The following is a 19,689-nucleotide window of genomic DNA, read 5'->3' as shown; positions in this document are numbered from 1 at the left end:
CCCTGTAACCTATTACCTTATTTATAGAGGGAAGAGAAAGGAGCAGAGAGGCACAATAAATACCATCTCTGCTCCTTTGTTATGAGCAAAAAGGTGCTACTTGAGAATTTTGGAGACGACACCAGCACCGATGGTGCGACCACCTTCGCGGATAGCGAAGCGCATTCCTTGTTCAATAGCGATCGCGTTGATCAATTCTACTGTCATCTTGATGCGATCGCCTGGCATCACCATTTCTGCTTCGCTGCCATCATCAGAGGTGAAGGCTTTGATAGTACCAGTTACATCGGTTGTCCGTACGTAGAACTGGGGGCGGTAGCCGGAGAAAAATGGAGTCTTACGACCACCTTCTTTTTCTGTTAGGACATACACTTCCCCTTCGAATTGAGTGTGAGGTGTAATTGAACCTGGTTTGGCTATCACCATACCGCGCTCGATATCTTCTTTTTTGAGACCACGCAGTAGTACACCCGCATTATCTCCAGCCAGACCTTCTTCGAGGCTCTTCTTGAACATCTCAATCCCGGTGACAGCGGTACTACGAGTGTCTTTCAGACCAATTAGCTCGACAGTATCGCCAACCTTAACTTTCCCGCGTTCAATCCGTCCAGTAGCCACAGTACCACGACCTGTGATGGTGAACACGTCTTCTACAGCCATCAGGAAGGGCTTATCAACATCCCGCTCAGGAGTGGGGATGAAAGAATCCACAGCATCCATCAATTCGTAGATTTTGTCTACCCAAGGATTTTCACCTCTTTTGGTATTAGGATTCTTGGTCATTGCTTCGAGAGCTTGCAGACCAGAGCCTTTGATAATAGGGATATCATCGCCAGGAAAATCATAGCTAGAAAGCAGTTCTCTTAGTTCTAGTTCAACTAGTTCCAAGAGTTCTGGGTCATCCATTAAGTCTTCTTTGTTCAAGAATACAACCAGACTGGGAACACCCACCTGTTTTGCTAACAGAATGTGTTCGCGAGTTTGGGGCATAGGCCCATCGGTAGCAGCTACTACAAGGATGCCTCCATCCATCTGGGCAGCGCCAGTGATCATGTTCTTCACATAGTCAGCGTGTCCAGGACAGTCTACGTGAGCATAGTGCCGATTTTCGGTTTCATACTCAACGTGAGCGGTATTGATGGTAATACCCCGTGCCTTTTCTTCTGGCGCGTTATCGATTTGATCGTAGCCTTTAGCTATAGCTTGACCAAGAGCTGCCAATGTCAGGGTGATGGCTGCTGTTAACGTGGTTTTACCGTGGTCAACGTGGCCAATAGTACCGATATTTATGTGGGGTTTATTCCGTTCAAACTTTGCGCGTGCCATGAATGCTCATTTCCTTATTTTAACTAAGCGTTCCCTTTGCTTTTTGCAATGATAGTTTCAGCTACGCTGCGAGGCACCTCTTCGTAGTGGCTGAACTCCATCGTGAAGATACCCCGACCTTGCGTTTTGGACCGGATATCAGTGGCGTAGCCAAACATGGTCGCCAGTGGAACTTTGGATGCGACCTTAGCAAGTCCCTGTTCAGTGCTTTGGCTTTCAATCTGCCCTCGGCGGGCAATGAGGTCGCCAATGACGTTCCCAATAAAATCTTCGGGAACTTCAACTTCAACTTTCATCATAGGCTCTAAGAGGACGGGTGAAGCTTTCAGCACAGCCTCTTTCATCGCCATTGAGCCAGCGATTTTGAAAGCCATTTCCGAGGAGTCTACATCGTGGTATGACCCATCAGTTAGCGTCGCTTTAACGTCAATCAAAGGATATCCAGCCAAGACACCGGATTCGCAGCTTTCTTTCATTCCTTGTTCTGCGGGACCAATATACTCTTTAGGTACTGTACCGCCAACAATTTTGGAGACGAATTCAAAGCCAGTACCGGGTTCTCCTGGTTCCAAATCGATCACAACGTGACCGTATTGACCTTTACCACCGCTTTGACGGATAAACTTGCCTTCCACTTTGGAGACACGTTTCCGAATCGTTTCGCGGTAAGCTACTTGCGGCGCACCGACATTCGCTTCCACTTTGAATTCTCGTAACATCCGGTCTACTAGAATTTCTAGGTGGAGTTCTCCCATCCCTGCGATCACGGTTTGATTTGTTTCCGGATCGACGTGGACACGGAAGGTGGGGTCTTCTTCTGAGAGAGATTGCAGAGCCTTGGACAGCTTGTCCATATCGTTCTTAGTTTTGGGTTCAACCGCCACCGAGATTACAGGCTCAGGAATGAATAGGGATTCCAGAATTACTGGCGATGCATCATCACAGATTGTGTCACCTGTCAAGGTGTCTTTCAATCCAAGAGCTGCTCCCAAATCACCCGCTCGCAGTTCATCGACATCTTGTCGGTCATCTGCCTTCATTAAAACTAAGCGGGAAATCCGTTCTTTTTTATTCTTACTAGCGTTGAGAACGTAGCTGCCCTTTTTCAGGACACCAGAATAAACGCGAACAAATGTGAGGCGACCGTAAGGGTCAGCCATAATCTTGAATGCCAGAGCCGCTAAGGGTTCGTTGTCATCAGCCCGCCGCTCAACAGTATCGCCATTCGGCAGTATGCCTTGAATTGGCGGCACTTCACTTGGCGCTGGCAGGTAATCTACAACGGCATCTAGCATCAACTGCACGCCTTTGTTTTTGAATGCTGAACCGCAAAGTACTGGTACAATTGTCCCCGCAATTGTGCCTTTACGCAGGGCAGTACGAACTTCCTGTTCTGTAAGTTCTTCGCCATCGAAGTACTTAGTCATTAGAGCATCATCTGTTTCTGCCGCCGCTTCTATTAGCTTGGTGCGGTGTTCTTCTACCAGTGCTTGCAATTCTTCCGGGATATCGGTTTCCTGGATATCAGTTCCTTGATCGTTTGCGTAAATATACGCACGCTGCCGTACTAGGTCAACAATACCTTGGAAGTCGTTTTCGCTACCAATTGGTAGTTGAATGGCGATCGCATTCGCCCGCAGGCGATCGCGGATTTGCTCGTGAACTTTATAAAAGTTCGCTCCAGTGCGATCCATCTTGTTGATAAAGGCTATCCGAGGAACTTTGTAGCGCTCTGCTTGACGCCACACTGTCTCGGACTGCGGTTGCACGCCGCCCACAGAACAAAATACTGCGATTACACCATCCAACACGCGCATGGAACGCTCAACTTCAATTGTGAAGTCTACGTGACCCGGAGTATCGATAATGTTAATTTGATGATCTTTCCAACTGGTACTGATAGCAGCGGCAGTAATGGTAATTCCCCGCTCCCGCTCCTGCTCCATCCAGTCTGTGACGGCAGTTCCTTCATGAACTTCGCCAATTTTATGAATTATCCCAGAGTAAAACAATATTCTCTCTGTTGTTGTTGTTTTGCCCGCATCTATATGCGCCGCAATACCAATGTTGCGTACTTTCTCTAGCGGGATCGTACGTGCCACAGCTACCTCCTATAATTTTTGCCTCATGATATCTTGTATATTACTCTTTGTTAAGATTCTATACTTTTACGGAAAACCGTCTTTTTTTGTAAATCTACGATATACCGCTTCGGGAGGGCGATATATCGCTTTTCTACTTAGTAACGATAATGTGCAAATGCTTTGTTAGCTTCCGCCATCCGGTGCGTTTCTTCCCGTTTGCGAATGGCATTTCCAGTTTCGTTGGCAGCATCCATTAACTCATTTGCCAGTTTGCTTGCCATTGTCCGGCCTGGTCTAGAGCGGGAATATTGCACTAACCAACGCAGTGCTAGGGTAGTGCCCCGTTCTGAACGCACTTCCATTGGTACTTGGTAGGTTGCTCCACCAACTCGCCGAGCTTTTACTTCTACTAAAGGCGTGGCATTTCGCACTGCTCTTTCAAAGGTTTCCAAGGCAGCGCTACCAGTGCGTTCCTCAATAGTTTTCAATGCATCATAAACAATGCGTGCGGCAAGTGATTTCTTGCCATGACGCATGATCCGCCTGATAATCATGCTCACAAGGCGACTGTTATATACGGAGTCAGACGGAACTGGGCGCCTTTGAATAACACCACGACGAGACATACTTCACCTTTAATTCGGAATTGGCAACGAAATTATATGCTATCAGACACCGGAAACTAAAAGCGGTGGAACCCAACCCTCAGACTTCCTCAATTTTTTTCGACCGTTGCAGCAAGACTGACCTAGTTGACTGCCAATTTTGGATTTTGGTCGCACCTTTGGTGCACTTCCAGCGCAACTTGGATTTTGGATTAAGAGTTTTTGGTAGATGTTTTGACCACAGGGGTCAGAAAAAATAAAAAGTCTGTAAGCCTCATCCCCTTGTGGGTTCGACTAATCCAAAATCGCAAATCGCAAATCTAAAATTGTTTGACTTGCTACCTGCAACTAAATACTCAAGGCGACAAGATTATAAACATTAATGTCCAGATGAGAATTCTGCTGTCGGTTACAGCCTTCTCCTCAGAACTTCTACACTTTCTCGCTTAGTGTAGGTGTAGCTTGCTTGATTTTTTGAGATGGACTTTAGCAGCCTTCATAACTGCTGTTAAAACATAGGCGGCAATCGCTCTTGTCCTTCAGCGCTTTTAAGTAAGTTAGACGATTAATCGTGTTGGATGCGATTAATCGTCTAATACTATTTTTTCGCTTCTTTGGGACGCTTGGTTCCATACTTGGAACGGCCTTGCTTGCGGTCTTTGACTCCGGCTGTATCTAGGGTGCCACGGATAATGTGGTATCTCACGCCTGGTAGATCCTTAACCCGACCACCACGAATCATCACAACTGAGTGTTCTTGTAAGTTGTGACCAATACCTGGAATGTAAGCTGTAACTTCAAATCCAGATGTAAGTCTTACTCTTGCTACTTTACGTAGAGCTGAGTTAGGCTTTTTGGGTGTGGTCGTGTATACTCTGGTACAGACTCCCCGACGTTGGGGACATTGTTTCAGAGCAGGGGACTTGGTTTTCTGACGCGCTTGTTCGCGTTCATTACGTATTAGCTGCTGTATTGTTGGCATGAGTTACAGCGCGTAAAGCTGCTTATGGTCTAAGTTTTAACAAATCCTGATTATATCGTTTTTTACGGTTTTATGTCAATTGTTATTTTTCCTTAGTGATTGGTCATTTGTTTTCTTGACCAATGACCAATCACTAATGACTCAAGGAGAAGGAATTGCCACAGCCACAGGTAGCGATCGCCTGGGGGTTGTGGAAGCGAAAACCACCACCCATTAAGTCTTCTGAATAATCCACCCTCAAACCGTTGAGGTAATTTAAGCTTGCGTCATCTATGACTACTTGAATCTCATCCAAGTCGAAAACCTGGTCGCCAACTTTTATTGCTTCATCGAAGGACATATCATAAAATAACCCGGAACAACCACCTGGTTTTACTGCCAATCGAAACAAGACATTTGGCTGCTGCTTGGACTTTATTCGCCCAATCTCACTCGCGGCTGCTTGACTCAGATGAATCATGGAACTCGTTTTTTGCAATTGAATAGCCCATCTTCTATTTTACAGATGGGTTGACCCTCGCTTGTGCAAAATTCCAAATTACCGAAGGCATAAGCGCGATCGCTATTACTACATTTATAACACTAAGATGCTTCAGTCCCCACCTTAACTAGGTAGGGACTTCTGGGGTGCAATGTCTACCAAAGACGGTTTGCACAAAAATGTATTTAGTTTTGGGATTTGAGCTTTAATAGCGTTCTTTTAGTTTTAATCCTTGGTACGGGCATAGTCATCTTGGTAGCGAATAATATCATCTTCTCCCAAGTATTCGCCATTTTGCACTTCAATCAACACCAAGGGGATCACGCCAGGGTTCTCTAAACGATGAGATGTACATTGGGGTACATAGGTTGACTCATTATTACTCAGTAGGACTTCTTTCTCGCCACAAACTACCCTAGCTGTACCAGAGACGACAATCCAATGTTCACTGCGGTGGTGGTGCATTTGTAGGCTGAGGCGGTGTCCGGGCTTGACTTCGATGCGCTTAATTTTGTATCCGCGCCCTTCTTCCAAAACTGTAAAAGCACCCCAAGGACGTAATTCCGTTGCAGCAACGCCTCTGGAAGTGATGGCTGGAGGTAGGTGTAGAGTTTCAGTCTGTGTAGTTTCTTGATATCGAGCCATAGTTACCTCATTTGGAGACATAACAAACCGTTTGTACTCTTAACTATTGATAAAAAAGCGCTATCTTGCAACGTTAAAATCAGCAATTTTGTCGCACTTTGATAAACATAGCAAAATCAAACCTTATGGTGTAAACCATCACTACTAAAACTCTGATGTCTACACCAAGTCTTCATCAACCAAAATCACAGCTTGTTCTAAACTTTAACAAAAGGATGGGGCATTGGGCATTTGATGATTAAGATCCCTATTCCCCATTCCCTCATTTTCGTGGTTGCAGGAAAATACCAATTCCGTTATGAACACGAGCAGCGGTACTAGGCGATCGATCCAGTAGTTGCCCTCCTAAGTAAAGGCTGGTAGAACTACCACCGTCCAAATTTAGGGCATCCACACAGCCCATCAGTTGCATCAATTGGGCATGTTCTGCCAAATTAGGCCCATAACCACCGGCACGATTATGTACGGCAGTAATCATCAGCGTGCCTGTTGCCGTTGTGCAAATACCGCTACGAATAGCCTTTTCTGCAATAAAAGCATTGCTGAATTTTTCGCCTTTAGCATCAAGGACAATTTGACGATTTTGGATTAATAGCGGTCCAGCTCCGATAATGTGAGGATAACGACTAAAATCACTAGGAGCAGTGGCGCTAGAAATGCGTACTGCGGTTCCAATAGGTAGTTGTGAGGCAGTACTAGCAGCGTTAGCGCGTAAAGTTAGCAGGTAGCCATCCTGGGGAATTGGAACAGCTGTCCCACCAACTTTGCCACCTAGTAACTGTTCAATAATTTGATCTTTCTGTACCACTAGGATAATTTCGTTATCCGTCAAGGGCGTGTAAGTTGCTCCCCAAGCTGGGGTGTAACGAGCAATGCCGCTTTGGACGTAACCGCTGTTGAGAAACAGAATTGGTAGGCGCTGCTCATTTGCTGTGATTAAAGTTTCTTCTAAGGTGAGACGACCGAAGTAAAATTGGCCAGAATCATTCCAAGCGATCGCACCTCGATTAAGAATCGGGCCTGATAACCAGTGACTGTCCCGACGAATCGCACCCAATGGCAATCTGTTATTGCGGTTAAAATAACCACCATTAATTCCAGCTACTGCTAAGTAACGTTGTGCTGTTTGAATTAAGGGAGCAGTACCCGCAAGCCCATCAGGACTAGCCCACATGGGTTTCAACGTTAGCCCAAATTTGCGGGGATTTACTTCTAACCAGACCACCGGAAAGCGTTCTGTGCCTAATTTGACATAATGCTGTCGCCAGCGCAATCCTGGGGCCCAAGTAATATCTCGTTCTTCTAGAGGATCGGGTCGAATATTGATAATCAGGCGATTGGGGTTATCTACAGTACTAACTTGAGGCGATAGACCAAAGGGAACGCTCAGACTAATAATCGTTTGGTTTTTCACCACCTCCACTTTTTGAATCAGTGGTTCAGGGGCTGGTGGTATTGGTTCTGTTGGTGTAGCTGGTGATAATTGTTTGAGTAGGTTTGGCAGCAATGTTGGTGGTGCTGCTGGTGGCTGGGGAGTATGGCGTTCTATCAAAACAGGGTCGGCTATTCCATCCAGGGTAATCGTCCACTGTCTATTTGGCGGTACAGTGGATTTGGGAGTTGGCGTATCTGGATCAGAGGATGGAGTTTGGGGTTTTGCAATCGCTGATCCTTGTGTAACTTGCCAGGGAGTTGGACGATCTAAATCCACAAGAATCCGAGTCTGTTGCAAAGGAGTAACACTCGCGTCTGGAGGTTGCTGGCTCTGAACAATATTTGTGACTTGTGCTTTTGGGGTAGCAATCACCAAAGTGTTGCCATTGGTTTGAATTTGCCATCCAGCTGTTTGAGCAAAATTAGTAATATCCAGATAGCGATATGCTCCTAGTAGCCTGGTGGCTAAAACTAGTGGCTTTGTCACCGACGAAAACCACTGTATGGGTTGTATAGCTGAATTACTACTGTTTAAAAAATTTACTCCAATTAATTGCCTGAATGCCCCATCACTGAGATGAGTTGTCACCTGACCAGCTTTTCCAGGTCGCTGCAACCAAGTTCCTGGTAAGGTACGTCCATTGAGGGAAATTTGATTACCAGAGGATGCCACACCTGTTAAAGGAGGTGCAGATGACTGTGAGATTAACCTGGGTATTGATTTGGTGGTTTTTGGAGACTCTTGGGCATTGGTAGCACAGGTAGTAATTAAGCACAGTGCGGTCAAAAGTGTTGGTGACACAGTAGCCCGAAAAAACTTGCGTTCACCCTTGGTGTTGGTGGAGCCATCGCTAATCCCTGATTGGCAACAATTCGGCATTTTTACCATAATTTACTAGGTACTTTTGAAAACTATCACCCAAGGTATAAACTAACTAATTATTTGGAAATATAAAAATAAGATGAGTTTATTTTTGAAAAAACATGGTATTATATATATTGGATAGTTATCTCTTTTAAACATCAATCAACTTCTTTAGACGCTAAAGCTAGTACAATCAGGTGTTTTAACTGGCACTAATTCTAACCACACTATACACGGTAGTTTTGGTTATCAAAACTGGATTAAAATATTCAATCCTCACTGAATGTTGCTACTGTTGTTACTTCAGTAATGTCTAGTTAATAGTAATACATGCAGCAACTAAAGTAATAGATGCAGCGACTAGTAGGCGGCAAAATTCTAGACAACAACAAAAATATTTGGGAATTGTCAAATGGGTATATATTGTAATACGCTGATTTTATTGCTGGTTCAGGATAACTTTGACTTTAAAACATAGTACAGCGTTCAGCTTTAGTTTTGTTTCAGGTGAGCCGAAATAGGCTCTATGAGTAGCTAGCGTGCATCTGGAAAAAGGGGATTGAGAAAATACTTAGCTTCACAATATAAAAAAGAAACTGTCAGGGCAAAAATAATGTCTTGGCGGAGGTAATTTGTCTAACACCGCATAAATACATAAAAAATACGCAAGCATTTTAACACGGGTGAACTAACAAAGTAAAACCGAAGTTAAAATTTTTTTTCCCTAAATTTCCGTGCTTATATATTTGTCCATCGCTGAATTTAGAAATTTTTTCCCACAATGCAGTGGCAAAATTGGTAACTCAATACTTCAGGAACAGGGTATGAATAATAAACCGATGAATCAAGACCAACAAATCACAGCGGATATAAACTCAAGAAATACCTATCAGGGGCAAAAGTGGTTAGTAGAGGAACGAGATGCCTGTGGTGTAGGTTTTATTGCTCATCGTCAGAATCATACCAGCCATGAAATTGTCGAAAAAGCCTTAGCTGCTTTAACCTGCTTAGAACATCGGGGAGGTTGTAGCGCCGATCGAGACTCTGGTGATGGTGCTGGAGTATTGACAGCAATACCTTGGGAGTTGTTCCAACAAGACTTTGCCCAAAGGTGGAAGGAATTTCCATCCACCAATAATGTAGCTGTGGGGATGATATTTCTACCACAAGACCAGCAAGCTGCACAAAAAGCTAGGGCGGCAGTTGAGCAAATAGCTGCTGAAGAAAAATTGATTGTACTGGGGTGGCGAGTAGTGCCAGTGCAACCTGATTTACTTGGGGTACAAGCAAGAGAAAATCAACCCCAGATTGAACAAGTTTTGTTAGCTTCCGTTGACAAAAGTGGCGATGAATTAGAACGGCAGTTGTACATTACCCGCCGCCGAATTAGTAAAGTTGCAACCAATATCTCAGAAGAATTTTATATCTGCTCCTTTTCAAGTCGCACAATTGTCTACAAAGGCATGGTGCGTTCCGCCGTTTTGGGCAACTTTTATGACGATTTAAAAAATCCAGCTTACAAAAGCGCTTTTGCTGTCTATCACCGCCGCTTTAGTACCAATACGATGCCCAAGTGGCCCCTAGCCCAACCGATGCGGCTTTTGGGTCACAACGGCGAAATCAATACCTTATTGGGTAACATCAACTGGATGATGGCGCGAGAAGCTAGCCTGAATCATCCTGTATGGGGCGTTGGCGCAGCCTCTTTGCAGGAGACTCGCATCAAGGAACTTAAGCCATTAGTTCATATTGATAACAGCGACTCAGCTACCCTAGACAACGTAGTGGAATTGCTGGTTTGCTCTGGACGCAGCCCGTTGGAAGCTTTAATGATTATGGTTCCAGAGGCTTACCAAAATCAGCCTTCTTTACGTGACTCTCCAGAAATTGTTGATTTCTACGAATATTACAGCGGTCTGCAAGAAGCATGGGATGGGCCAGCACTTTTAGTATTCAGCGATGGCAAAAAAGTTGGTGCAACACTAGATCGTAATGGTTTAAGACCAGCTCGCTACGCGATCACCAAAGATGATTACATTGTTGTAGCTTCGGAAGCTGGTGTGGTGGATTTCCCAGAAGCCGATATTGTCGAGAAAGGTAGACTCGGCCCAGGGCAAATGATTGCCGTGGATTTAGAAAATCATGAAGTCCTGAAAAATTGGGATATTAAGCAGCGGATCGCCAAGCAGTACCCTTATGGAGAATGGCTGCAACAGTACCGTCAAGAACTCAAACAAATTGTCAGTAATCAGTCGTCAGATGTTAATGGAAATGGACATCTGACTGCTGAGAATGGTAACGGGCATAGTACAACTGACAAAATTGATAAGCAAACCTTGCTTCAGCGTCAAACTGCCTTTGGTTACACCACAGAAGACGTAGAAATGGTGATTCATCCAATGGCGATCGCAGGTTCTGAGCCGACTTTCTGTATGGGTGATGATATTCCTTTAGCGGTGCTGTCACAAAAGCCCCACCTGCTTTATGACTATTTCAAACAGCGCTTTGCTCAGGTAACGAACCCAGCGATCGATCCCCTGCGGGAAAAGCTAGTGATGTCTTTGAAAGTCGAACTGGGTGAACGGGGTAACTTATTAGAACCCAAGCCAGAATATGCTCGGAGATTGAAGCTAGAATCGCCAGTGTTAACGGATGGTGAATTAGAGGCGATTAAGCTATCAGGATTTGCCACGGCTGAGTTGTCAACCCTATTTGCGATCGCTAATGGCCCAGAAGGATTGAAAGCCGCTGTGCAGTCTTTACAAGCACAAGCAGCTGAGTCAGTTCGGGCAGGTGCAAAGATTTTAATATTAAGCGATCGGGATCGGGTCAATGACAGTATCAACACAGAATATACCTACATTCCTCCCTTATTAGCAGTGGGTGCCGTGCATCACCATCTGATTCGTGAAGGGTTGCGAATGAAAACATCCCTGATTGTGAATACTGCTCAATGCTGGAGTACCCATCACTTTGCTTGTCTGATTGGCTATGGTGCTGGCGCAGTTTGCCCGTATATGGCTTTAGATACGGTGCGTGATTGGTGGTCTGATCCCAAAACTCAAAAGTTAATGGGTGTGCAAAAAATTCCCACCCTCACCCTAGAACAAGCTTTAGAAAACTATCGCAAAGCAGTAGAGTCAGGTTTGCTAAAAATTCTCTCCAAAATGGGAATTTCTCTGCTCTCCAGCTATCAAGCAGCCCAAATCTTTGAAGCGATTGGCATTGGTGGAGATTTAATCGAACTGGGATTCCGTGGTACGACTTCCCGCATCGGTGGTTTGAGCGTTACCGAACTCGCTGATGAAGTACTTTCCTTCCATAGCAAGGCTTTCCCAGAACTGACGACTAATAAGTTAGAAAACCTGGGCTTTGTGCAATACCGTCCTAACGGCGAGTACCACATGAATAGCCCAGAAATGGTTAAGGCGTTGCATAAGGCTCTAGATGGCAAAAACTACGACCACTACGAAGTTTACAAAAAGCACCTCCAAGGCAGACCAGTAACAGCCTTGCGGGACTTGCTAGACTTCCAAGGCGATCGCCCAGCGGTTCCTATAGAAGAAGTAGAGTCGGTATATGAGATTGTCAAGCGCTTCTGCACAGGTGGCATGTCTTTAGGCGCTTTGTCAAGAGAAGCCCATGAAACTTTAGCGATCGCCATGAACCGCATTGGTGGTAAATCAAATTCTGGAGAAGGCGGCGAAGACCCAGTGCGCTACACAGTCCTGGATGATGTAGACGAGTCTGGTTACTCGCCAACCCTACCCCATTTAAAAGGGTTGCGGAATGGTGATAAAGCTTATAGTGCCATTAAGCAAGTTGCATCGGGACGCTTTGGTGTAACGCCAGAGTACCTAGTCAACGCCAAACAAATTGAAATCAAAATTGCCCAAGGTGCCAAGCCTGGGGAAGGTGGACAACTACCAGGGCCCAAGGTGAGCCAATACATTGCGATGTTAAGGCGCTCGAAGCCAGGTGTGACACTGATTTCGCCACCACCGCACCACGATATTTATTCTATTGAAGACTTAGCGCAACTGATTTTTGATCTCCACCAAATTAATCCCAAAGCAAAGGTGTCGGTGAAGCTCGTTGCAGAAGTTGGCATTGGCACGATCGCTGCTGGTGTAGCCAAGGCAAACGCTGATATCATTCAGATTTCTGGTCATGATGGTGGTACAGGTGCATCACCACTAAGTTCGATTAAACACGCTGGTTCACCGTGGGAACTCGGCTTAAGTGAAGTGCATCGCGTCTTAATGGAAAATAGCCTGCGCGATCGCGTGATTTTGCGTGTAGATGGCGGTCTCAAGAGTGGCTGGGATGTGGTAATAGGTGCATTGATGGGCGGTGAAGAATTTGGTTTCGGCTCCATCGCTATGATTGCTGAAGGCTGTATCATGGCGCGAGTTTGCCACATGAACACCTGCCCTGTGGGTGTTGCTACTCAGAAAGAAGAACTCCGTAAGCGGTTTACGGGAATGCCGGAACAAGTTGTCAACTTCTTCTACTTCATTGCCGAAGAAGTCCGTAGTTTGTTAGCCCGACTTGGGTACCGTTCTTTGTCAGAAATCATTGGACGTGCAGATTTATTAAAACTGCGCCAAGAGGTAAAACTAACCAAAACACAATCATTGAATCTCGACTGTTTACTTCAGCTACCAAATAGCAGAGACAATCGCAGTTGGTTGGTGCATGAAGAAGTCCACAGCAACGGCGTGGTTTTAGATGACAAGTTCCTTGCCGATCCCGAAATTCAGGCTGCTATTAGGGATCAGTCCACTGTCACCAAGACTTATCCGATTGTTAATACTGACAGAACAGTAGGCACAAGATTAGCAGGTGCGATCGCTTCTCAATACGGTGACAGTGGGTTTGAAGGACAAATTAATCTTAACTTCACAGGTAGTGTTGGACAAAGCTTTGGTGCTTTTAATCTCCCCGGTATAATTCTGAGCCTGGAAGGAGAAGCAAACGACTATGTAGGTAAAGGAATGCATGGTGGTGAAATCATCATCAAACCTCCAACTGATGCTACCTATAACGCATCACAAAACGTGATAGTTGGCAATACGTGCCTCTATGGTGCTACTGGCGGCATATTATTTGCCAACGGTCTAGCAGGAGAACGCTTTGCTGTGAGAAACTCCAAAGGCATAGCAGTGATTGAAGGTGCTGGGGATCACTGCTGTGAATACATGACAGGTGGTGTGATTGTCGTCCTCGGCAAAGTAGGACGTAACGTAGCAGCTGGAATGACTGGTGGACTGGCATACTTCTTGGATGAAGACGACTCATTTCGTGAGTTAGTCAACCCGGAAATTGTCAAAATTCAGCGGGTGATTACCGAAGTAGGTGCAAAGCAACTGCAAGAATTAATCCAAATTCATGCGGAACGCACTGGTTCACCAAAGGCGAAGAAAATTATACAAAATTGGCAAAAATTTTTGCCGAAATTCTGGCAGTTGGTTCCGCCTTCTGAAGCTGATAGTCCAGAAGCTAATCCTGAAAAAACAACTGAGTTCAGTTTAGTAACCAGTCATTAGTAACTATAACCGTTCTCATACTCTGCCTTAAGGCATTCTCCCGTCGGAGAAGCTGCACAAACAGATACTCTGCAAAAACTCCTTTAGATACCAAAAGCAGTCGCCTGAATTTACCCCTTAGAAAGAGCGTAGAGAGAAAATATATTCCCCCTAAAAAAGGGGGAATATACACTAACTGATTCACAACTGAACTTTAGACTAAGGCTACAAAAGTGACTGAGCAATTAAATCCTGTCAAAGTCTAAGTAATAAAGTCGAGATCGGCATTGTCCTGAAATCTACCTAATTGAGTATAGAAGGCATTACCTAAATGCTGATAGACTGCCATAGCAATGTTTACCAACAAGTAGGATTTGTGAATAAAAATGCTTATAGAAGCTCAAGCTCCCGATCGCAAAACTTCTGAAGAAGAACGCTTCCAAGATGATTATTATTCATACTTTGAATCTCCTGAAAATGCTACTCGATATACACCATCAGTTTGGTATCTCGATCAGGCTTTTAAGCAACGTTCATTCTCTTTGTTAGATTTGGGATGTGGCAATGGGGCTTTGAACAAATATTTACCTGAGCGATGTGACTATCTTGGGATAGATCACAGTGAAGGTGCAATTCAATACTGTTCAAAGCTATACCCTAATAAAAAGTTTACTGCCAAAGATTTATCGATAGTACTGCCAGAACTAGCTTCACAGAATCAAAAATTTGATGCCGTTGTCCTAGCCGGCTTGCTATTTCATAATGTTGACAAGGAAACACTAGAACAAAAAAACGATCAAGAACTCGTTCAATTCTGTTTGGATAAACTAATAAGCGACAAAGGATATTTGGTGCTTATTGTACCTTTTGCTTATGGTGACCATCCATCTCATAATCTGTATATTCGGGCAGAATGGCTACAAAAATTGCTAGAAAAATTGTTGAAAGCTGTAAAGGCAAAAATTGTTTACGAGAATATTTCTCTACAAATTGGCTTGGACAAAAAGGTTCAACAGCAGAAGACTACTCCTGACTGGTTTGTTCCTGATAGCACTACTGATTATTCCAACAAGTACGCTGGAACATATATGGCAACTTGGACAGTTATTGCCTCTCCATAGCTGGGTTAAACCGTTATCTAAATAACCAAGATTATTCATCAACTTAAAAGTTGATTTTTTTATTTTTGCACCAGTAACTGTCTAAATTCCAGTCCCAAATGCATCTTAACTACAAAATATAATTTTAGTTGTTATACCAATTCTTTATGAAGATGCACAGAAAAAACACTTGAAACTCCATGCCTTGCAACGGAATTATTCTATGCAGGTTCACATAGATTTGGTATTAGCCAATTACTATTGAGCAATTGTCCATAATTAATAACTATTATTTTTTGTTAGCAAGCAACTTTTGGTCTGTATCTTCCATTTCTAAAAGTTCTGGAATAGTCACAAAGCGATAGCCTTGCTTTCTAAAGTTGCTAATAATTTCGGGTAAAGCTTGTACAGTTTTGGAACGGTTACCACCACCATCATGCATTAGCACAATCCCACCAGGTTTTGAATCTTTAATCACGTTATCAATCAACTTTGGTACAGATGGCAACTTGTAGTCTATGGAGTCAGCCGACCACATCACTACACTATACTTTTGACCTTTAGCATAAGCAGCTAATCCATTGTGGAGGTTGCCACCAGGCGGTCGGAAGAGATTTGTTTTAGCACCTGTAACTTGATAAATTAGGTCTGTTGTGCGATCAATTTCAAAAGCAGCTGCTTGTTGATTAAAGAAGTGGTACCAGTGATGCCAAGTATGATTGCCAATGACGTGACCTTGAGCGACAATCTGTTTTCCTAATTCTGGATAATTTTTTAGGTTCTGCCCGACGACAAAAAACGTCCCTTTGATATTATTTGATTTCAGAATATCCAGCACTTGCCCTGTGGTCTCAGGCCAAGGACCATCATCAAAGGTTAGAGCAATTACTTTCTCCTCCTTAATGAGTTTTGCCGCTTTAACTATTGCCCCTTGAAAACGCGATGGTACAGCGTAAGATAGTCCTTTCGTTTGTGCTTCTTGTTGCCAACTTGTAAGCATCGCCGCCTTTAATTTCTCAATGCGCTGCTGAGTTCCTACGTTTGCAGCTACATCCTTGACATTTATACTTTGTCTACTCTGAGCCTCCGAAGCATTTGGCCTTAAAAGCATCATGAAAGCAAGGCTAAAAACACCACCTAAGACAAGCAGTGCAATTAATATTCCTTCTGGCCACAAAAACGACTTATTGTTTTCCACCTCATAGCTCCTTCAAAGATCGAACCATCAGCCACGGTTATGACGGTACGTTATAGCACATTTTTTTAGATATCTTAGATACCAGTTGCTTTCTGGTAATCCTGAAAATTGGAATTGAGACTAACGAAAATTTACAATAGAGAAGACAGACTATACTGCTTTAACTTAAATCTAGATGCTCTAGATTTAAACGAAGACTGAATAGACAATAATTGGTACTGTTGAATGTCAACCCATTCATAAAACGCAAGGTCTGTACTTCGACATTCTTACCGCTAGCTCTAAGAAGGAGCACAATCAGATAAGTAACCACACCCCAAAATCCTCTTAATAGCAGTTTTAAATTAGTTACTGTCTTTGACTTCCACGTTAAGGCAGCATTATCCTTTCAAGTTTTATAGCTTTGCAAATAAGATGAACTAAGCTGTTGCGCCTACAATTTGCACTTTTCGCAGACTGAAGTTTTTATCGTCAGACTTTCTGATAGGAAATTTGTATAATTTGCAACCTAGTAAATTATTTGATTAACATACAAAACTACTTACAAGAGGCGGAGTATCTTTCAAAAAACAGTATAGTAAGCTATTAGTTCTATTCTGGATGAGATATATTCTACTGCCTGCTGCCATTGCTTCCTTTTTAAGAAAAAGTTAAATTTTTAACTGACAGAATGTTACTTTGTACTTTTTATGAAATAGACAGACGAAAATTGATTCAATATGGTTTCTCATTGCCAAGGGGCACTTATTCGTTAATCTAGATACTTTTGACTCATTCAGCAAAAATAATTTTATCGCCAGTTTAGTTCTCTTTTAGACGCTAATGCTTTAGCCTAAGTTGCTAGTAGCTTTCTGTATGTTAATGTTTTTCTCGATAACTAAGGAGATTTATATCCTATTAATAGTACAGTTTAATATTCTCTGTCACCGTGTAATTACGGAAGTTAATCACATATATAGAGGCAAGTTTTTAAAATTGCATTGCAATAGTATTGCATCTATCTATTGAATCATTAAATTCTAGATTTAAATGTAAGATTTTTTACTAATGACACTTTAGTCAGCTAGATTATGTATTTTTAAGTACATTCAAATAGCTGGTAGTTGTTTTATGTAATATCACTTAATCATACATATCAAAATATATTTTCTTACTACTCAGCCTCCAGCAAGACTGCCCTCTGCCTTTTTTCGGTTAAGTGAAGCAGATATTGTCAGACATGGGATAAAGCGTTTTGCCACTCAACGGCCAATTTTCTGCTCAAAGAAAAAACCGACTGGCTATATCACTTTAGCAGTCGGTAACTAGCTTTTTTAGCAGGAGGAAGCAAAACCGAAAATCATCTCATAACTTGCCTTATAATTACAGCAATTATAACTAGGATTATTAATTATTTATTTAGGAATTCTAATCATTAGCTCATATTGCCTTAGACAGTTCATAGTTTGTTTACAGTATTCCTGCTTATCTTTGGTAGATGCAATAAGTGTATTATTTAATATATGTATGGGTTGACGCTAAACCAGACTTTCCTATTAATATACCTTTTGAGTCAAAATAATCAAAGTATTTGTCTCACTTCTTAAACTGGCTAGAAACTTTTATGATTCCTCACGAAAGTGATGCAAAAGAAGAGCGTGCGCCGTTAAAATTATGGCGTAGTTGGCAAGAAAATGTGATTTTAATTGCGATCGCATTGTGTTTGGCATTCCTAATCCGGACTTTTATCGCTGAACCCCGCTATATACCTTCTGACTCGATGTTGCCAACCTTACATACAGGCGATCGCTTGGTAGTTGAAAAAATCTCCTACCATTTTCACCCTCCCATAACTGGGGATATTATTGTTTTTCAGCCACCCGCAGAACTACAACGTCGGGGATATCCCAAAGACCAAGCTTTCATCAAGCGAGTTATTGGCCAGCCTGGTGAGGTAATTAGTGTTGTTTCTGGCAAAGTCTATCTCAACGGTCAACCCTTGGCAGAAGACTACATCGCTGAACCCCCAAATCAGCCATATCAACCAGTGAAAGTCCCAGAAGACGAATTCTTTGTCATGGGAGATAACCGCAACGATAGTAATGACTCTCGCTATTGGGGCTTTTTACCCAGAAACAATGTCATCGGTCGCGCAACGTTTCGCTTTTGGCCTCTCGATCGCATTGGGTTTATTTAATAAATTTTGGATTTTAGATTTTAGATTTTTCCTTCAATCCAAAATCCAAGTTGCCTTGTAAGCGCACCAAAGTACAACTCAAAATCTAAAATTGGCAGAGTTAGGAGTTATTTTAAAACTTCTAACTTTTAATTTAAAACCTTAAATAATACATTATCTGGGCGATCGCATCACCGGTTAACTCCAACCGCCGTTGGAAATCAGCCAGGTTACGGTAAGGCCCGGCTGATTGCCGATTTTGCACGACTGCTTGCGCCAGAGACAAATCTATAAATGGAATTTGTGCTAACTTTTCAACTGTTGCTGTGTTCGGGTTGACTAAATGGGTAGGATTTTCTAAAGATTCGTGGTCATAGTAAATAAAATTTAGCAGAGGCTTTAATGGCTCTAGGCGCGGCGCTGGGATACCTAAAGCCGCAGCGATGTCTTCAATACAGTAAAATTTAACACCAGAACCTGAAAGTTCCACAAGCGATCGCGCTTGGTGAATTGACAAACCTGGTAGGCGTAACCAATCATCTACAGTGGCTTGATTAGCATCAATGCGAATACCTAATTTGGCCGCTATCTGAATTTCTTCCCCAGATTGTAGGCGATAGTAGGGATCGTTGAGGAGCTTGGCCCGGAGTTTTTGCAGCCTGGGGTTCAAAGGTAGCCAGTTATTCATGATTGTTGCTTGCCTCAAGAAATCTGGTCTAGCAGTTGGCGGCGCTTTTGCTCAAATTCATATTCTGAAATCAGTCCATCCTGGCGTAGAGCATCTAAATCACGCAAAGCCTCAGCGATCGCTCCTACCTGATTACTTACCCTTTGTGAGTTTCTTGTCGCTGACTTGCCTAGATTAAAATTACGATCAAAAGCTTCTTCGTCTTGGGCTAAATACCAAACTCCCTCAATGGCACTAGCTACCTTGGGGATAGGCGTCCAGGAAAGCAAAACATACAAAACACCCCACAATGGCTGTCCAAGATAGAATTTATGTAATCCTGAAATTGTCAGTGTGCCAGAAAAAGCTAAAACAGCGGCAACACTTCGGCTTTTACGCTTAGTCAACATATTTATAACAAATATACCAATACCACAGTTCCTACAATAAGACAGTCAAAAGGCATAGAAACAATTCAAAACTCATTCATTCAAAATTCCAACTGTTCGCGTAGCGTCTCGTAGAGAAGAAAAGTAATTGTAGTAAACATCCTGGCTATATTGCTAAATTTTTAATGACTGTTAACCATATAAATTCATTTTAGTCAACTACCCTGTCT

At 43.1% G+C, this 19,689-nt stretch carries 13 protein-coding genes; 3 read left to right on the top strand and 10 right to left on the bottom strand.

Translation table 11 applies throughout. From position 1 onward, the window contains the following. Nucleotides 1–96: 96 nt before the first annotated feature. The 7 genes from tuf to RM347_RS02610 form a co-directional block, all read right to left on the bottom strand. Complete coding sequence (gene tuf / locus RM347_RS02640; RefSeq protein WP_322717947.1) at nucleotides 97–1,326, bottom strand: elongation factor Tu; 1,230 nt, start codon at nucleotides 1,324–1,326, stop codon at nucleotides 97–99. A 23-nt stretch (nucleotides 1,327–1,349) separates the two neighbouring features. Next, the gene (gene fusA / locus RM347_RS02635) at nucleotides 1,350–3,428 is read right to left on the bottom strand and encodes an elongation factor G (protein ID WP_322717946.1); all 2,079 of its coding nucleotides are present in this window, start codon (nucleotides 3,426–3,428) and stop codon (nucleotides 1,350–1,352) included. Nucleotides 3,429–3,565: 137 nt separating this feature from the next. Next, nucleotides 3,566–4,036, bottom strand: coding sequence for a 30S ribosomal protein S7 (rpsG, locus tag RM347_RS02630; protein ID WP_229465239.1), 471 nt, complete (start codon nucleotides 4,034–4,036; stop codon nucleotides 3,566–3,568). Between the two features lie 577 nt (nucleotides 4,037–4,613). Further along, a complete protein-coding gene (rpsL, locus tag RM347_RS02625) occupies nucleotides 4,614–4,997 on the bottom strand; it encodes a 30S ribosomal protein S12 (protein WP_012410236.1) in 384 nt (127 codons plus the stop codon). A gap of 133 nt (nucleotides 4,998–5,130) precedes the next feature. After that, nucleotides 5,131–5,457: a HesB/IscA family protein gene (locus RM347_RS02620; RefSeq protein WP_322717945.1), complete on the bottom strand. Its 327-nt coding sequence runs from the start codon at nucleotides 5,455–5,457 to the stop codon at nucleotides 5,131–5,133. 246 nt (nucleotides 5,458–5,703) lie between these two features. Continuing rightward, the gene (locus RM347_RS02615; RefSeq protein ID WP_069070111.1) at nucleotides 5,704–6,123 is read right to left on the bottom strand and encodes a cupin domain-containing protein; all 420 of its coding nucleotides are present in this window, start codon (nucleotides 6,121–6,123) and stop codon (nucleotides 5,704–5,706) included. 262 nt (nucleotides 6,124–6,385) lie between these two features. Next, nucleotides 6,386–8,446 (bottom strand): phosphodiester glycosidase family protein, encoded by a 2,061-nt coding sequence (locus RM347_RS02610; protein ID WP_416211888.1) that lies wholly within the window; start codon nucleotides 8,444–8,446, stop codon nucleotides 6,386–6,388. 800 nt (nucleotides 8,447–9,246) lie between these two features. Here RM347_RS02610 and RM347_RS02605 point away from each other — a divergent pair. Both RM347_RS02605 and RM347_RS02600 read left to right on the top strand, forming a co-directional pair. Beyond that, entirely contained in the window at nucleotides 9,247–13,971 is a 4,725-nt protein-coding gene (locus RM347_RS02605) for a glutamate synthase-related protein (protein WP_322717943.1), read from the top strand. Nucleotides 13,972–14,336: 365 nt separating this feature from the next. Beyond that, nucleotides 14,337–15,071 carry a class I SAM-dependent methyltransferase gene (locus tag RM347_RS02600; RefSeq protein ID WP_322717942.1) on the top strand — a complete coding sequence of 245 codons (735 nt, stop codon included), beginning with the start codon at nucleotides 14,337–14,339 and terminating at the stop codon, nucleotides 15,069–15,071. 268 nt (nucleotides 15,072–15,339) lie between these two features. On the opposite strand, the gene RM347_RS02595 is transcribed toward RM347_RS02600, so the two are convergent. Further along, a complete protein-coding gene (locus RM347_RS02595; RefSeq protein ID WP_322717941.1) occupies nucleotides 15,340–16,248 on the bottom strand; it encodes a polysaccharide deacetylase family protein in 909 nt (302 codons plus the stop codon). A 1,603-nt stretch (nucleotides 16,249–17,851) separates the two neighbouring features. On the opposite strand from RM347_RS02595, the gene lepB reads away from it, so the two are divergent. Beyond that, entirely contained in the window at nucleotides 17,852–18,424 is a 573-nt protein-coding gene (gene lepB, locus RM347_RS02590; RefSeq protein WP_322717940.1) for a signal peptidase I, read from the top strand. Between the two features lie 133 nt (nucleotides 18,425–18,557). Here lepB and RM347_RS02585 read toward each other — a convergent pair whose 3' ends face one another. Both RM347_RS02585 and RM347_RS02580 read right to left on the bottom strand, forming a co-directional pair. Further along, complete coding sequence (locus RM347_RS02585; RefSeq protein ID WP_322717939.1) at nucleotides 18,558–19,091, bottom strand: ComEA family DNA-binding protein; 534 nt, start codon at nucleotides 19,089–19,091, stop codon at nucleotides 18,558–18,560. A 14-nt stretch (nucleotides 19,092–19,105) separates the two neighbouring features. Then, a complete protein-coding gene (locus tag RM347_RS02580) occupies nucleotides 19,106–19,480 on the bottom strand; it encodes an NINE protein (protein ID WP_322717938.1) in 375 nt (124 codons plus the stop codon). Nucleotides 19,481–19,689 lie beyond the last annotated feature (209 nt).

Origin of the sequence: Nostoc sp. ChiQUE02 (assembly GCF_034531305.2) — a bacterium.
Classification (GTDB): domain Bacteria; phylum Cyanobacteriota; class Cyanobacteriia; order Cyanobacteriales; family Nostocaceae; genus Nostoc.
Note: the sequence above shows the minus strand (reverse complement) of the source record. Positions and strands in the feature narration are given on the sequence as shown.

Coding starts and splice junctions, on each gene's coding strand:
- RM347_RS02580 (WP_322717938.1), bottom strand. CDS start 19,480: ATGTTGACTAAGCGTAAAAGCCGAAGTGTTGCCGCTGTTTTAGCTTTT.
- tuf (WP_322717947.1), bottom strand. CDS start 1,326: ATGGCACGCGCAAAGTTTGAACGGAATAAACCCCACATAAATATCGGT.
- RM347_RS02615 (WP_069070111.1), bottom strand. CDS start 6,123: ATGGCTCGATATCAAGAAACTACACAGACTGAAACTCTACACCTACCT.
- RM347_RS02600 (WP_322717942.1), top strand. CDS start 14,337: ATGCTTATAGAAGCTCAAGCTCCCGATCGCAAAACTTCTGAAGAAGAA.
- RM347_RS02585 (WP_322717939.1), bottom strand. CDS start 19,091: ATGAATAACTGGCTACCTTTGAACCCCAGGCTGCAAAAACTCCGGGCC.
- RM347_RS02605 (WP_322717943.1), top strand. CDS start 9,247: ATGAATAATAAACCGATGAATCAAGACCAACAAATCACAGCGGATATA.
- rpsL (WP_012410236.1), bottom strand. CDS start 4,997: ATGCCAACAATACAGCAGCTAATACGTAATGAACGCGAACAAGCGCGT.
- rpsG (WP_229465239.1), bottom strand. CDS start 4,036: ATGTCTCGTCGTGGTGTTATTCAAAGGCGCCCAGTTCCGTCTGACTCC.
- RM347_RS02620 (WP_322717945.1), bottom strand. CDS start 5,457: ATGATTCATCTGAGTCAAGCAGCCGCGAGTGAGATTGGGCGAATAAAG.
- lepB (WP_322717940.1), top strand. CDS start 17,852: ATGATTCCTCACGAAAGTGATGCAAAAGAAGAGCGTGCGCCGTTAAAA.
- RM347_RS02610 (WP_416211888.1), bottom strand. CDS start 8,446: ATGGTAAAAATGCCGAATTGTTGCCAATCAGGGATTAGCGATGGCTCC.